At 41.4% G+C, this 16,258-nt stretch carries 8 protein-coding genes; 2 read left to right on the top strand and 6 right to left on the bottom strand.

Annotation, left to right across the window (positions count from 1 at the left end; all coding sequences use genetic code 11):
• Positions 1–221: 221 nt before the first annotated feature.
• The 5 genes from V7K53_RS19925 to V7K53_RS19905 all read right to left on the bottom strand — a co-directional run bounded on the left by V7K53_RS19925 (position 222) and on the right by V7K53_RS19905 (position 11,372).
• Positions 222–5,969: a hybrid sensor histidine kinase/response regulator gene (locus tag V7K53_RS19925; RefSeq protein ID WP_335199214.1), complete on the bottom strand. Its 5,748-nt coding sequence runs from the start codon at positions 5,967–5,969 to the stop codon at positions 222–224.
• Between the two features lie 108 nt (positions 5,970–6,077).
• On the bottom strand, positions 6,078–9,017 hold the full coding sequence (locus V7K53_RS19920; protein WP_335199495.1) for a methyl-accepting chemotaxis protein: 2,940 nt from the start codon (positions 9,015–9,017) through the stop codon (positions 6,078–6,080).
• Between the two features lie 14 nt (positions 9,018–9,031).
• Positions 9,032–9,562: a chemotaxis protein CheW gene (locus V7K53_RS19915; protein ID WP_335199213.1), complete on the bottom strand. Its 531-nt coding sequence runs from the start codon at positions 9,560–9,562 to the stop codon at positions 9,032–9,034.
• Between the two features lie 13 nt (positions 9,563–9,575).
• Entirely contained in the window at positions 9,576–9,941 is a 366-nt protein-coding gene (locus V7K53_RS19910) for a response regulator transcription factor (RefSeq protein WP_069073698.1), read from the bottom strand.
• Between the two features lie 252 nt (positions 9,942–10,193).
• Positions 10,194–11,372, bottom strand: a complete 1,179-nt coding sequence (locus tag V7K53_RS19905; protein WP_335199212.1) for a response regulator — start codon at positions 11,370–11,372, stop codon at positions 10,194–10,196.
• Between the two features lie 382 nt (positions 11,373–11,754).
• Between V7K53_RS19905 and hmpF the strand changes: the two genes are divergently transcribed.
• The gene (gene hmpF, locus V7K53_RS19900; protein ID WP_335199211.1) at positions 11,755–13,518 is read left to right on the top strand and encodes a pilus motility taxis protein HmpF; all 1,764 of its coding nucleotides are present in this window, start codon (positions 11,755–11,757) and stop codon (positions 13,516–13,518) included.
• A 150-nt stretch (positions 13,519–13,668) separates the two neighbouring features.
• Here the strand turns inward: hmpF and V7K53_RS19895 are convergent, their stop codons facing one another.
• A complete protein-coding gene (locus V7K53_RS19895; protein ID WP_335199210.1) occupies positions 13,669–13,887 on the bottom strand; it encodes a hypothetical protein in 219 nt (72 codons plus the stop codon).
• A 469-nt stretch (positions 13,888–14,356) separates the two neighbouring features.
• On the opposite strand from V7K53_RS19895, the gene V7K53_RS19890 reads away from it, so the two are divergent.
• Complete coding sequence (locus tag V7K53_RS19890; protein WP_335199209.1) at positions 14,357–16,183, top strand: transposase family protein; 1,827 nt, start codon at positions 14,357–14,359, stop codon at positions 16,181–16,183.
• The last annotated feature ends 75 nt before the right edge of the window (positions 16,184–16,258 follow it).

Here is a 16,258-nt window from a genome sequence, read left to right as displayed (position 1 = left end):
GTTTTTTCTTTACCTTTTTCCCTTCCCCTTTTCCCAAAACCCAACACGTATTGAGACTTGGGGTATACATAATTGTTCTCAAAAAGAAAGCCCCGGCTTCTGACGGGGCAATACGTGCTATTTTTGCTTATAGAACAATTGTACTACTAAAAAATAGTATCAGCTTTAATCGAGGTAGAAGCATGTAGAGTTTTCCTTAAAATCGAAGTCTTTTGGTTGATTTAGTTAACGAGTTTCTCTCCTTTCAGCATCCGCGCTGCGGCTTCAAGTAGAGCTTCTTCGAGATAGGGCTTGGTAAAGTAGCCACTAGCACCGAGTTGAGCGGCAATTTGTCTGTGCTTGTCTGCACCGCGCGAGGTAAGCATTGCGATCGGTAAGTGGTTAAGGTTAGAGTCTTTCTGGATACGAGAGAGTAATTCCAGACCATCGCAACGGGGCATTTCAATATCGCAAAATACGATATCGCAAGGCAGACCGGAGCGGAGTTTATCCCAAGCTTCCTGACCGTCACGCGCTTGTTCTACGCGATAACCTGCTTTGTTAAATGTCAGGGATAGCAATTCTCGGACTGTGATTGAGTCATCGACAATCAACACTGTCGGGTCAATCTTCGCGGGAGAGGTATCTGGAGGAGTGAGTTTCTGTTGCCAAGAATTGCCACCAGCTTGTGTAGAAATCCGTCCCTGGAAGATGTCAATTATTTCTAGCACGTCAGCAATGGGCATAATCCGACCATCACCCAAGACTGTAGCACCAGCTACACCAATCGGTTTAGGTGCTGGCCCTTCAAATTGCTTAATTACAATTTCTTGTTCGCTTAACACCAAGTCAATCTGTAGAGCAATCAGGGTATTTGCCGATCGCACCACAACCACAGAAACCATATCATCATCTCTAGTACCGCCATAGACATTACCGCGACTGATTTGGCGATTGAAGGTTAAAAGTTCCTTCAGGGGTCGGAATGGTAGCACCGTATCCCGCCAGGAAATAAATGATTGCCCATTGGCATCATGCTGAATATTTTTGACTGGAATATCTAGCGTATCTTCTACACCATCCATTGGGAAGGCGATCCTGGAGCGATCGGAGACGCAGCAAAGAGCTTTACAAATACTTAGAGTCAGTGGTAAACGAATGGTGAAGGTGGTTCCCTTGCCGATCGCAGAATCGGTGTTGACTGTTCCCCGAATTTCGCTAATTTCGGAGCGCACTACGTCCATACCTACACCACGGCCAGAAATTTCATCGGCTTGGTCTTTAATCGTAAAACCAGACTGGAACAGTAGATCGTAGACTTCCAGACGAGACATCGCTTTTGCCTGCGCTTCTGTAATCATGCCAATCTTCACAGCCTTAGCCTTAACCCTTGCCGAATCGATACCTGCGCCATCATCGCCTACAGAAATGATCGTTTGGTTCCCTTGGTGGAAGGCACGGATAGTAATGATTCCTACAGGTGGTTTACCAGCAGTTTGCCTCTCTTCTGGCGTTTCAATACCGTGAGCGATCGCATTATTCAACATGTGAGTCAACGGATCGGTAAGATGATCCAAAATCATCTTGTCAATTAAGGTATCGCCACCTTCGATCACCAACTCTACTTGTTTGCCACACTTGATGGCATTGTCGCGCACTCCTCGCCGCCAGCGATCGATAGTTTGAGCAAAAGGCACCATTCGCGCTCTAGTTAATCCCTCTTGTAACTGGGTGGTTACTTGGCGGAACTGCCTGGCGACTCGTTCGGTTTCTTCGGTAACAAAATCAATGTCACTAGCTGACTCACGCACTCGTACAATGCGCTCAATCATCTGCTGTGAGAGTGTGTGGAAGGGAGTAAAACGATCCATTTCTAGCTCGCTAAAACCCCGATCGGCATTGGAATCAGGGGACTGCAAGCCGTCGGGGTCTTTCTTTTTGCGTCCAGCTAATAGAGACGCTTCCAGTAGCGATCGCTCATACAACTCCTGCATCCTTGCGCCTACATCTGAGAGTTGTTGTACCTGAATTAGCAAGTTATCTAATGACTGTCGCAGTCGTTCATGATCCTGCTCTAAGGTATTGCGGTTTACCACCAACTCCCCAACTAAATTACTCATATCGTCCAGTTGCTTAACTGGAACCTTCATCGTTTCTTCAAATCTCGCAGCCCGACGACTAGAGGGACGGGTAGCTTGGCTGGTGTTCGATTTGACTACAGTAGAATGGGATATTGTTTGATTCGCTTCTGCCAGCAATTTCTCTAAATCACCAAATTCATCTTTGATGGCTGGTGATGGAATAGCATTTTTAGCTGAGACTGGTTGAGTGTTGAAGGGCTGGCGTTGGCGTAGCCCGTCGTAGACATCGCTGTTGTTATCTGTACTTAGCAAGTCTTCCAGGGCAGCAAAATCTACTTCTGGTATCTTCTTAGCTTTGGAAATGGGTGCTACGTCTTCTCCTAATAATGCTGCCAAGTCTGCAAATTCATCTTCTTGAGCAACTATTTTAGTGTTTTCTGTAAACAATAAATTATTTTCAACAACTGTGTTTTCTCTTAGATCAAAGCTAGTTTCTAAATTATTATTTTCCTCAGTCTCTAAAACTTCTGGGCTTGTCTGGACTGAATCTGAAGTTTCTCCAAAACTGATGATTTCTGATAGTTCGTCCACAGTATTATCTGTGGTGTCCATTTGAATATAGGTCAATTCATTTGTCGCGACATTTTCGGAGTCGAACAGATCGCCTAGCTGTGCTTGGGATGATTCTGAATCTGAAGTTTCTCCAAAACTGATAGTTTCTGATAGTTCGTCCACAGTATTTTCTGTGGGTTCCATCTGAATATAGGTCAATTCATTTGTTGCGATATCTTCAAACAGTAGTTGTGGATTTTCATCGAAAGTGCCGAACAAATCACCTGGCTGTACTTCGGATAATGCTGAATCTGAATTTTCCCCAAAACTAATAGTTTCTGATAGTTCATCCACAATATTCTCTGTGGTGTTCATCTGAATATAGGTCAATTCATTTGTCGCAATATCCTCAGAGTCGAACAGACCGCCTAGCTGTGCTTCGGATAATGCTGAATCTGAATTTTCCTCAAAACTAATAGTTTCTGATAGTTCGTCCACAGTATTTTCTGTGGGTTCCATCTGAATATAGGTCAATTCATTTGTTGCGACATCTTCAAACAGTAGTTGTGGATTTTCATCGAAAGTGCCGAACAAATCACCTGGCTGTACTTCGGATAATGCTGAATCTGAATTTTCCCCAAAACTAATAGTTTCTGATAGTTCATCCACAATATTCTCTGTGGTGTTCATCTGAATATAGGTCAATTCATTTGTCGCAATATCCTCAGAGTCGAACAGACCGCCTAGCTGTGCTTCGGATAATGCTGAATCTGAATTTTCCTCAAAACTAATAGTTTCTGATAGTTCGTCCACAGTATTTTCTGTGGGTTCCATCTGAATATAGGTCAATTCATTTGTTGCGACATCTTCAAACAGCAGTTGCGGATTCTCATCAAAAGAGCCTAATGAATTAACTTCTAGATCGACAGCAGATATATCTGGGCTTCCATTAGTAAATTCTGGAACAAAATCTAAAGATTCTGGTTGTTGTGGACTGAGAATTTCTTCCCCAGAATGCTGTGAGAACAAAAGAGTCTCAGTCGTGGAGGTATCGTTGATTACAGGAGAAATAGTTGAGCTATTTGATGTTAATTCATCAAATAAATTATCTCCAGAATCTGATGATAATATTAAATCTAGCTGTTCTTGATGCTGGAAATTAATATCAAAATCTTGTTCTATATCAAAACTGGCTATAGGAGAAGATATGGATTGCCGATCATCAGCAAAAATGTCATCAGCCGCCGCAGTAAACAAACTTTCATCTAACGCCCTTTCCACATTCTGCTCAATTAAGGAATCGAATTCGTCCTTTTCCTCTGTGGTTTCCTGGTTCCAGAAGTTGCTCAAATCGTTTTCTGATTGAGAAAACTCAGGTTCTGTTACTGGAGGTGTATCAAATAAATCACTGATTTCTGGTTCACTTGTCGATAGTTGTGGCTGTTCTTCCATTTCAGCAAACAAGTTGTCCAAAGACAAGTCTGTTGGCTGAGGTAATTCTATGTAGTCACTAGGGGTAATTTCTTCTACCCAATTTGCATTTTTAGTTTCTAAGAATAAGTTATCAAAATTATTTTCTTGGTTAGTAGATAGTTCCACACTGGTGAACGGCTCAGTTTCTGGTTGAGTGACATTGCTGGTTGGCAATAGTTCATCATCTAACCCCAGTGTTAAGAAATCTTCGACTACACTATTTTCGACAATCTCGCTATTAGTCTGGTTTGTATCACTAGAAATATCAATAAATTCTTGTAAAATTTCGGAAGAAGATGAGTCTAAATTTATCTCAAATTCGTTAATATCGCTCAACTCTAAAGGCGTAGCAGATGTTTGTTGATTTTGCGGTTCTGAATTATCTTTTTCTAGGAAATGGTCGCCAAATAACAGGGATAAATCTTCTGTTGTAGCGGTGGTTGTTGGGTGTAGCGCGTTGCTTATATCCTCATTAAAGGAGAGTAAGTCAGATAAATCGTTATGAGCGTCTTCAGCCTCTGTGCTGCTTAAATCAATTCCAAAGTCACCGGTATTAACAATATCTAAGGTTTCTTCTTGGTGCCAGCTTTCATCTAGTTCGGGAGTCTCACCGTCAAATAAATCGGCAAGGGTATTTAACTCAGCTATTCCTACCTCTGGGCCATTGGGATCGAGATTGTTACTGATTGGGTGTGCTTCGTCATGTGTGGTGAAAGTAAGACTAGTGTTTCTACTTTCGTTTAGTGGTATTCCTTGTAACTGAAGGGAGGAGCGTTCGTCAAAGACGTTGGGGTAGCTATGTTCTTCGGTTGTCTGCGCTAATGCCTTGGTGTCACCAGATAGAATTGACTCTGATTCTGGCAAAACCGGAGATTGTTCATCAAATAAATCAGGGGTTATTTCTAATAACTCAATTTCTGCAAAGTTTAAAAGTGCTTCTAGTTGCTGACTAATTGCAATTTCGGCTTCTTTACCTTGCAGAACTAATTCTTGAGCTTGTTTGATTTCGGTAATGACAATTTTAGCTAAAGTCAGATAAGTATTTTCGGGATTGCCGATCGCACTGGCTGCTGCTTGACACAAACCACACCAGTTGGGCAAATTCCAAGTTTCACCAAGTTTGACTAACTGGTGACAGCATTGCTGGAGGTTTTGCCGAGTTGAAGGTGTTGTAGTTTGCTTAAATAATTGCAACATTTCCCGCAATGTTTGCAGCACTTGGGCTTGAAACTCGCTCCAGTTATTATTTTCTTTAGCTGTGACTGGCGATAGCGCAGCATTAGCGAGTCCGCGAGCGTCTAGCGCCTCTTGGGGTGCTACCGAGTCTGGAGATTCCTGATGAGTGTATTCTGCCAGATCGGGAATATCTCGCCGCATGAAAATTTCTGTAAGTGTGGAGACATTCTCTATAGAGGTTGTAAGTTCTGTTGCGTCAGAACTGCTGGCTACTCCACTCTTTGCTTGTTCTACAAGTAGTTCCAGATGCTGATACAGCCATTGAAAGACTGGCTCAGTTTCTGACATCAAAGTATTAGCTGCATCTTCAGAAAGACCATAAGGCCCACTCAAATGCTCTAACAGGGATTTTAAGGTATCAGAGACACCAAGAAATAAAGACTCTAACTTTTGGTCAATCTGAACCGGATTATCTTTGAGAATTTTGAAACAATCTTCCAGACGGTGGGAGGTATGCTGGATGCTAGTCAATCCAAGCATCGCCGCTCCTCCTTTGATGGAGTGAGCCGCTCGGAAGACCTCACTGATCATTTCCGGGTCGTTCAGGGTACCCTCTAAATTCAGCAAGCCCTGCTCAATGGTATTCAGGTGATCCCTGGCTTCTTCGATAAAGTAACCCAAAATCCGCTGTTGTTGTTCCGGCAGCATAGCAAAAGTTATGAGTTATGAGTTATGAGTTATGAATTATGGTTATGAGTTATGAGATGTGAGTTGTGATTTTTATTTCTAACTCCTCACTCCTAACTCCTAACTTTGTTACCTGGTTTCCATAGTTTCCACTCGGAAACGTTCAACGGAGGCGATCAAGTCACGGGATACACCTACTAAGTGTTGTAAGGCACCTGAAACTCGCTGTGCTTCTTGGGAAGTTTCTTGGGCGGTCAGTTCTACTGATTGCATTACATGAGCAACGGCGCGGGAGGTTTCCGTTTGTTCCACAGTGTCACTAGTAATAGATCGCACAAGAATATCGATGCGATTCGCCACTTGAATAATGTTTTCGAGCGATCGCTTGGCATCTTCTGCCAATTTTGTCCCTTTAATTACTTGTTGTGTGCCTTCTTCCATCGCGGTCATTACAGAGCCTGTTTCGCTTTGGATTTGCATCACAATTTGTTCAATTTCCTTCAGTGATTTAGCAGATTTATCTGCTAGCTGGCGCACTTCATCTGCAACGATCGCAAACCCGCGTCCAGCTTCTCCGGCTCTTGCCGCCTCAATACTAGCATTGAGTGCCAGTAAGTTTGTTCTGGAAGCAATTTGAGAAATCAACGCCACAATTTTAGAAATTTCTTGGGAAGATTCCGCCAACCGCTTCACTTTGCGAGTGGTTTCGGCAACGGTTTCTCGAATTTCTAAAATCCCCGCCACGGTATTTTCTACTGCTTCGCCACCTTTGAGAGCGATCGTACTAGCATCACGAGCAACGGTTTCGGCTTCCCGCGCCGCCTCTGCTACCCGCTGAATCGAGTCGGTCATCACCTGTACAGAATTCAACGTTACTGCCAACTCTTCTGCTTGCCGCAAAGCATCACTAGATAAGGCTCTCGCAAAGGTTTCGGAGTTGGTTGCACCTTTTGTTACATCCTTCGCCGCCACTTTTACCTGTTGGACAATATCCCGCAGGTTTTGAATTGTTAGGTTAAAGGCGTCAGCTACGGCTCCCAGTACGTCAGCTGTCACTTCCGCTTGGACTGTTAAATCGCCTCTAGCAGCTCCTTCCACATCATCCAACAAACGAATCACCTGACGTTGCAGGTTTTCTTTGGCTTCCTCTTGTTCATCGGCTTTGCGTTGGGCTTCACTTGTGGTTGTGAAAATTACCCGCGCCATTTCATTAAAGCCAGTGGATAAATGCCCCAATTCATCTTCGGAAAACACCGTGGCTTGAGCATTCAGATTTCCTTGACGTACAGCCTCAAACTGAGCTTGGAGGTCATCAGTTGTGCGCCGAATTTGTTTAAGCGCTAGATTTCCCATGAAGCCTGCGGTAGCAAAACCTGCAATCCCAGCAGCTAGTGACATTGCCCACCCTGTGTTTCGTACTGATTCTCGTTGTTGGGGTGGCGAAAATGTGGTAGCGACAAAACTAACTGTGGCTACAACCAGCGCCGAGACAATACCCACACTTCCAGCAATTAGCCATTGTTTCCGTTCAATGGAGGCATTTTCTAATGGTGCTAACCATCCCTGCTCGATGCTGACGTTGGGTTCTAGTTTCGAGATATCTGTTTGGCTAAAGACTGGAACGGCTTCATGGGAACCAGTCATTGAGAACAGTTCCTCCTCGCGATCGGCTGAATTACTTGCAAAAGCCTCTGCTACGTGCGGGCGTCCAGTGTCACTAGTTTCTGATGGAGCAGAATGCATTGCGACATTACCGAAGTTAGAATCTCCTTCGATCAGGTCAAACCCTGGAATATTGCCTAAATCATCAAATTCCTCAAAGTCATCTAAAAACTCGATATTGCTCTTAGAATTTTCTCCATTTAGTATATTACTTGAGTCTTCATAAGAGTTTAAACTCTCTGAGCCAAAGGCAGACTCAAATGCTTCCATATCAAAATTTTCATCGTCATCGAAGGTATTTTTACCGATGAATTCACCTGATTTAAACTGCTTTTCTTTTTGAGTTAAATTACTATTAAAAGATGATGTATTCTCAGGTAAATTCTGCTGAAAAGCTGATTCAACCTCTACTTGTTTTGGTGTTAACCAACTATGGGATTCGGTTTCAGACAAGTTATTTTGACTGCCATTTTCCAAGTTATTTGTTTTTGGCAAATCATTGCTTAGTTCTTCTGAAACAATCAGTAAAGTTTCGTCTCCAAAACTAGATTTTTTATATTCTAAATTTTCCATAGTCTGATCTGGAGACTTTGGTTCACTCAACAAATCAGGGAAATTATTCTCGTTATTACTAGTTTGTGAGTTAGAAGATGAAGAGTTATTATTGTCAATAGTTGAATTTCCGTAAGGAGAATTTATCCCATTATCTGAGAATTGACTATTTGCTAATGATTCTTCAGAAATATCTTCTGAGATACTTTCCTGCCAAAAAGCAGGCAACTCTAATTCTGTGTTATCCTCCCAGTTTTTATTTGACTCTTCTTCCTGTGACTCTTCATTCATGGCAAAAGGATCATCACCGAAAGCGATAGAAGAATCTGAGATTTTTTCTGTTCCAATACTATCTTCTGTGGGCAGATCGAATGGACTTTTTGAAGATGTATCTTCAACACCATTCATACTTTCTTGATGCTCTCCAAAAAAGTTCAAATCAAGGTTGTCACTGTCAAACTCCTGATTAGCACTTAAGTCTTCTAATTCTGGTTCGCTATATGCCAGTGGATCGGATATCTCTGAAGAGTTTATTTCCTCTTGACTTTCTAATGGATCGATCTGCCCACTAAATGACTCTAAATATTGATTGATATTGTCAATTCCATTCTTGGCAAAACCAACAATTTCTCGATCGTTAGTCAAGCCTAACACCTGTTGATATTCTTCTTTTGCTACATCATAGTGCTGTAAAACATAGTAGATGTGACCCCTCAACAAATGAGTATTGGGGTCATCTGGTAAATTTTGCACCACTTGGTCAACTAAAGTGGCCGCAACCTCATAATTTCTTTGAACATAGGCGGTCATCGCCTGTTGATATGTTGGCTCGTAATTATCAATACTTGCTGCCATTTCCTCCTCCAATTTCATCCTGCCCACCTAGCACTTCGTACAATTGCCATTTGATCGAGCAGTCGTAGACACTGATTATTTTTAGCACTTAATGACCACTCTCCACGTAAAAAGGGAGCCATCGTATCTGGAACACTAGCTGGTGGCATGAGATTCTGGACATCCAGCCAATCCATACCACCGATTTCCTCTACTGCTAAACCTACTATTGTGTCTTGCTCTTCAATGGCAATCACCGAAATTTCAGCTCTATCCGTGTTTAATGCACCTGCTTCCCCCAGAAATTGACCCAAGTCGGCCACCCAAATAACTCGACCTCGTAAATTTAGAGTACCCAAAAGTAAAGGAGAAGCATTAGGAATCGGGGTGATTCTATCAGGACTTAGTTCAATTACCTCTCGGATGCCAGTTGCTTGTAGTGCAAACTCCTGATGCGAGGGAATGTAAAACCTCAAATGTAACTCACCTTCAGGACTTTCTACTTGTAATTCTGGTCGAAAGTGGTCTTGACCGCCGCCACTTAAAAAGTCCGGTTTGCTGACCATGTTGTTTTTATCCTTATCCTCGCAGCAGTTGTTTGACTGTCCCTACCAACTCGGTTGGTTGAAACGGTTTGGCTATGTAAGCATCTGCACCCTGCTTCATGCCCCAATAGCGATCGAATTCTTCGCCTTTGGAAGAACACATAACCACTGGGACATTTTGGGTTTTTGGATCGGATTTTAACCGCCGACAAACTTCGTAGCCGTTCATTCGGGGCATGACAATATCTAATACCACTAAATCTGGAGGTGCTATTTGAATTGCCTCTAATGCTTCTAATCCATCACTAGCATGGGTAACTGTTAGGCCAGTCGCTTTCAGGAGGTCTGTAATCATCTCCCTTTGCGCTATACTGTCTTCCACAATCAGAACTGTGCTCATAAGTGTCTATTTACCTCCTGATTTAGACGTTCCTAATTGGAACATTCCCTGATTCCTCCGCAAGTATTAACTGTATAAATTAATTTTATGTCTTCACTATTTTCCCGGAGATTGACGTTTCACTCAGTTAACTGACTCTGTGATAACATCTTTTAACTCATCTTTTAGTAGATCAACAAATCTTTGATCTCTTTATATGCTCCATAAGTGAGAAAGATGAGGGAAAAATAATTAATGCCCCATGCCCAATTTTCATTGGTTGTTGATATATTTTTCTACGAGCATAAGTAACTCAGTGTCTGTAAACGGTTTTGTCAAATAATCTGTTGCCCCGACCATCCTAGCTTTGACTCTATCCATAAACCCATCTTTCCCAGTAAGCATGATAATCGGTGTGAGCCGAAATGCTGTTGAATGTCGCAGCATGGCGCAAACCTCGTATCCTTCCAATTCCGACATGGCAATGTCGCATAAAATTAAATCCGGTTTGAGTTGAAAAACCAGACTCAGTGCTTCTAAGGGATTGGTAAGAGCGATCGCTTCATAACCTTGTGGTTGTAAGATGGAATTTATAGTCTCACCGATGGCGATCGCATCGTCAATACATACTATCCGCCCCATCGGTTTTTCTTTCAATTCCCCGCTACCTGTGTGCGTATCTGAATGATTAGTCTCTGAATATACTAGTTGTAGCCAACTTTGTTGCACATAAGGATATATTGCCTTCGCGACTGTCAAAATGTCTCGGTTGAGATGGCGAGCTAATTGTCGCAAGGATGTTTTACCATCAGCCCAATGTTGTAGCTTATTCACGGTTGCTTCTGGTAAAGAAGATTGTAGCTGAACTTTGTCAGATAGCACTGGCAATTGCTCTGGAGACTGAATGTGTGGATAGAGTTGCTTCCACTGTTGCAGCTGCTTAGTAATTTTTGTCACCAATGGAGCAATCTCATAAGTGTTTAATTGCGGGGCAAGTGCTGCACCCTGATGGAAAATGAAGTTACCTTGGCGTAAACTCAGCAGATCAAAGAGAGTTTCATACACTAAACCGTAAATGATACTACCAGCTATCTTTGGGTCAATGATATTCCGCTCCAAGAGTGACCAAAGATAGGCATACTCTGGCGCGTCGGTTGGTGGTAGGGTGGCAATTTGTTTGTCGGTGAGTCGCATCTCAACTCGATAATGACGTAAATAATCGCTAATTCTGGATAAACTACTCTCGCCTTCTTGGCAATAGATAATTTGACCATTAAGGAAAAAAACGAACCAAGACTGTTGTTTCGGGCGATAAATGTTTGCTCCATCTCCACCCAGTTTGTTCTTATGGTGCGAGCTATAAGCTTCCACCCATAGTTGCCCTGTTCGCTGTCCCAATTCAATCAATTGCAGGATACTGCAAATATCAATTTCATTTAAATTTCCCTGCATTTAGCTAAAAAGTACTCCTTAGTATTGCTGAATTCTAAATCGTGAATTATGACTTATTCTTTAAGTATTGATTATGGAGTATTGAAAAGATTTTTACTCTATTCTGATTGTCATAAGGAATACATTAAGCTATAAACCTTTATCTTTCGTAATACACTTTGACAAAGCTAGTGTTAACACGGAAGTCATCATCACTGTCATCAGTACAAAATATAAAGGCGCGACCAGATCGCTTCTATAAGTATCAAGACGTAACATCTTGCGTCTATAGTTTTGTCTGTCTTGTTCTGCTAAACCTTGGTTCAGTGAGACAAGTTAACAGAATTATTTAAGGTATATCTCAAAACACGAACTTTAAGTGCATCAATAAAGGACTAACGGTGTGCTGTATTTAGCAGAAGTACAAAAACAGAAAGGTGGTTTACTCAGTGGCGGTGGCAAAACCGAACTGAAACTGCTAGCTTGTCAGCGAACTGACCAGAATTGGAGTACTGTGTCGGAAGAGGTGATTGCCGCTGAGGACGCAAGCAAATTAAATGATGGTGCTTTGGTATTGGTTGAACTGAATCCGAATCGTCAAGTGCAGCGGATTCAAGAAGCAGGGCGTCCACTTGTCAACATTTTGCAGAATTTTTCCCGCCAGTTGGAGAAATTTAAGCTCAAGGAAGATGAGATCGATCAGTGGAAACAGTCACTCACATTTCAGGCGCAAGAGTTGAATCGCCGTGAAATGGACATGGAGGTACGAGCAGAACAGTTGCAGCAATTGGAGGATGAGGTACAACATTTAGAGGAGCAAAAACAGGAAGTTGACACCTCCCGCCAGGAAATTGAACGATTACAAGGAGAAATTGAGCGCAACCGCCAAGAGTTGGAAGGCGCTTGGGAGCATTTACGGGGTGAGCAGCGTCGCCTGGAAGAACGCCAAGCGGATTTTCAACAAGGGACGGTTTTGGATGAGGAGCAAAGTCGAGTAATGAGTGAGTTACTCGATCGCTTGTCTAGTCGTGGTAATCCTACGGAAAAAGTTAGAGAACACCTGCATCTAGCCTTTGAATTGGTCGAAAAGCAGCAAGCGACTCTTACCCCGCATTGGCAAAAACTGGAAGAGCATAAAAGTGCGATCGCACAACAGCAAGAAGAAGTTGAGCGTTTATCACAAACTTTTAGCGATCGCCAAAATGCATTGCAAGAAGCACAAAATTCTCTAGTTCAGCAAACAGCCCAATTACAAATAAATACAGCAGACCTGAGCAGTAAGCAAGAGTATGCTCGGCTCGTCAAAGAGCAGTTACGAAATGCCGAAGAGTTATATCAACAGATGCACTCTTTAGCGGCAACATCTGGTGATGTAGTTCTTGGCAAGCAAGCTGATGTGGAGGCTTTGGATAAAATGCCTTTAGAAGAACTACAAAAGATAGTCCAAGACTTGCAGCATAAGTTAGAAATCGACGCTAGCTTTGTTCACGATCAAGAACAAGAACTGAAATATAAACAAGAAGCGATAGAAGAACTCCAAACTAAATTAAATCAAGCATCTGACCATGACCACATCAACTTGGAACTAGAACTAACTGATGAAAAAGACCTTTATCAGATGCTAAATTCCAGTTTGGTGGGACAACGCCGCAATATGCTACAGCACCAGAAGTTTCTCAAGCAACACCAAGCTGTATTACTACGGCGGCAAGGACATACTGTTACTGAAGAAGAAGAAAATAACAACAAAATTAATTTAGAACCGATTCTGTTACAAATTGAAACCCAGCGACAACAATATTCACAGGAAATCCAAAAGCTGGAACGTGAAATTGAGCAGATTCGTTCTGGTGTTGAACTAAATCAGGGAATGATTGACAATCAAACTCACGATCTAGATGAAAAGCGCCAAGAACTGAAAGCGATCGAGGAAAACTTGCTATCCCTACGAAGAACAACTGCTGAATTATCTGGTCGAGTGAATCTTTATCAAGAAGCACTACAACCAATTCAAGATTCTCTAGATGGATTACGGCAAAAGCTGCAAGGAATTGCAGAATCTTTGGATCAATTCCAGGAAACTGGTGATTATCAAGTCCAAGCGATCGCTCAGTTGCGCCATACTCTCCAAAGTTTAATGCCTCAGCCAGAATTACTAGCATCTTAACAAGTTTTGGGGCTTTAGCTAGGCTAAAGCCCAAGTACGAACTACGAGTTTAGTTATTACTCTATAAATAAACTAGATTTAACATGAAAAAACTCTCCCAGTTTCCGAGCTTGTATGGAAGAGTGTGACAATTTTCAGGGAATTTTCTGTCTAGCTTAATGTTTGTAACCAAGAAGTACCTGTGAGATTGGTATCGACTGTGGCTAAGGTCAACTGGTGGTAAACTGTTGTAGCTGCAATAAAGCGATCGCCTGGATCTTGATGTGGTAGATCAATCTGACGGCTTAAAATAGCGATGTAGCGGTTAAGTGGAGCTTCACGAATTTCTAGGGTGTTGTAGAGCGACAAATAATTTGTCGCTGTGGTCAAATAATTTGTCGCTCTACACCGGCTAGGAGTAGATCGAAAAAATAAGCAATAGAAACTATGTACTCGTACTAACCAGATTTGAAAATGGTTAAAAAGTACAACTAAGTTATTAGGAGGGTTGAAAGGAGTGCTGCGATCGTACAACAGTTGAAGTAGTGAGTTAAGCAGCGCAAAATTGTAATGACAAATAATTTGTCGATCTAAATATTTTGACAAATATTGTGTCGCCACGGACAAATAATTTGTCGCTCTACAGGACATGTCCATTAAATAATTATTGTCACTTTTAAAGAATTAATGTCCATTTTTACGATATCTGTATAACAAGCTCAAAGCCTTACCACACAAGTATTTGAGCTACATTTATACTTTTATTATTCTCTAGCCAGTTTTAAAGTAAATGATGTCATTTTTCTGATAAATTTTTAAAGTAAATGATGTCATTTTTCTTGGAAGACGGGTCAAGTGTATGTCTACGCGTTCTTTGAGTCAAGGCGCTAATCTCCCCGATCATGGAGAAGTTCTTGCTACCGAGCAGGGTGGAGAGCAGCTAGAGGGAAAGCCATATCTACTGTTTAATGATGATTCGCCAGAGTTTCAGCAAAAAGTCGATGTAATTTATGCCATTGTGCAAGCATCAAATAAAAATGCTCGCAGGGATGCGATCGCAGATGCAGCGAAAGCTCTGGGTAAAAGCACTCGAACCATTAAACGCATGATAGCAAAAGTTGAACAGATAGGAGTTGCAAATCTAGCTGTTGGGCGCAAGGATAAGGGAGAATATCGTATTTCCAAGTATTGGCATGATTTTATTGTGAGCGTTCATGAATGGGGTAATACAGAAGGTTCTCGGATTAATCACAATCAGATTTTTGTCTATTTAAAATCTTTAGCTTCTAAAGGAGAGGAATTACAACACAAGAAATATGATGAAAAATTTAAGGGATACTCTCAAGTGAGGGAAGATTTAATAGCAGGGCGGCATCCTTCTCATGTCACTGTTTATAAGGTAATAAATTGTTATTTAGAAGAGAAAAATAAGACAGTACGTCATCCTGGATCACCCATAGAAGGAAAAATTCTTCAAACAACTGAAGGTATTTTAGAAATCACAGAAAGCAACCAAATTTGGCAAATAGACCATACGAGATTAGATATCTTGTTGGTTGACGAAGAATTTAAACAAGTTATTGGTCGTGCATACATAACGTTAGTAATGGATAGTTATTCTGGCTGTATCGCAGGTTTTCATTTAGGTTTTGAACCTGCTGGCTCACATGAAGTTGCTTTGGCTCTGCGTCATGCAATTTTACCAAAGCACTATGGAGCAGAGTACGAACTCGAACAAACATGGCAGGTTTGTGGAATTCCTGAATATATAATGACAGACCGTGCAAAGGAATTTAAGTCAGAACATTTAAAACAAATTTCGCTACAGTTAGGTTTTATACGACGATTGCGTGCTTTTCCACAGGCAGGTGGTTTAATTGAATCTATTTTTGACAAGATTAATAAAGAAATTTTGTCTTTCTTTGGTGGATATACTGGTTCAAGTGTTGAAGAACGCCCTCCCGAAGCTGAAAGAACTGCCTGTCTGACGCTTGATCAATTAGAAAAAAAATTGGTGAAATATTTTGTAGACCACTACAATCGTCATGATTATCCAAGGATTAATCAAAAACGTATTGTGCGATGGAAATCCAGTTTTTTATTAGAAGAACCTGAACTTATCGATGAACGTGAACTAGATATTTGTTTAATGAAAATTGCGATACGCAATGTAGAAAAACATGGTTCCGTAAACTTTCTTGGTTGGGTATATCAAGGAGACTGCTTGTTAAATTATGAAGGTAAGCAAGTTTCTTTAAGATATGACAAGCGTAATATTACAACAGTTCTTGCTTATACTCGCCCTATTAACGGTGAACCAGGAAATTTTATAGGTGTTATACAAGCTAGAGATTGTAAACGAGCAAGAATGTCTCTGGCTGAATTGAACCATATTAAGAAAAAATTGCGCGATGAAGGTAAACAAGTAGATAATTCCTCTATTTTAAACGAACGATTGTCTGTTTTTGAGGATGTAGAAACAACTCGTAAGGAGAGACGCAGAGAACGCCGTAAAAAAGCCCAGCAAAAACACGAGGTTAAAACTAACAAATCAAAAGTAGTAGAGTTATTTCCTGAAAATGCAACACCAGAGGAAATAACAACATCACAAGAAAATTTAATATCTACTTCTGACGCAGTTGCACAAAACACTGTAAATTCAATAGATAATACCAATTTAATATGAAGCTGCATAGAATAAAGCTTCCAGGATAAAGTTGTAAGAAGAGACAGAAATTACCTGCTCAAATGTAAGTTGGTC

Origin of the sequence: Nostoc sp. (assembly GCF_036917355.1) — a bacterium.
Classification (GTDB): Bacteria; Cyanobacteriota; Cyanobacteriia; order Cyanobacteriales; family Nostocaceae; genus Nostoc.
This window is presented reverse-complemented; position numbering and strand designations above follow the sequence as displayed.

Bases quoted from the DNA above. Each gene is read 5' to 3' on its own strand.
- V7K53_RS19920 (WP_335199495.1), bottom strand. From the start codon at position 9,017: ATGGCAGCAAGTATTGATAATTACGAGCCAACATATCAACAGGCGATG.
- V7K53_RS19925 (WP_335199214.1), bottom strand. From the start codon at position 5,969: ATGCTGCCGGAACAACAACAGCGGATTTTGGGTTACTTTATCGAAGAA.
- V7K53_RS19905 (WP_335199212.1), bottom strand. From the start codon at position 11,372: ATGCAGGGAAATTTAAATGAAATTGATATTTGCAGTATCCTGCAATTG.
- V7K53_RS19915 (WP_335199213.1), bottom strand. From the start codon at position 9,562: ATGGTCAGCAAACCGGACTTTTTAAGTGGCGGCGGTCAAGACCACTTT.
- V7K53_RS19890 (WP_335199209.1), top strand. From the start codon at position 14,357: ATGTCTACGCGTTCTTTGAGTCAAGGCGCTAATCTCCCCGATCATGGA.
- V7K53_RS19910 (WP_069073698.1), bottom strand. From the start codon at position 9,941: ATGAGCACAGTTCTGATTGTGGAAGACAGTATAGCGCAAAGGGAGATG.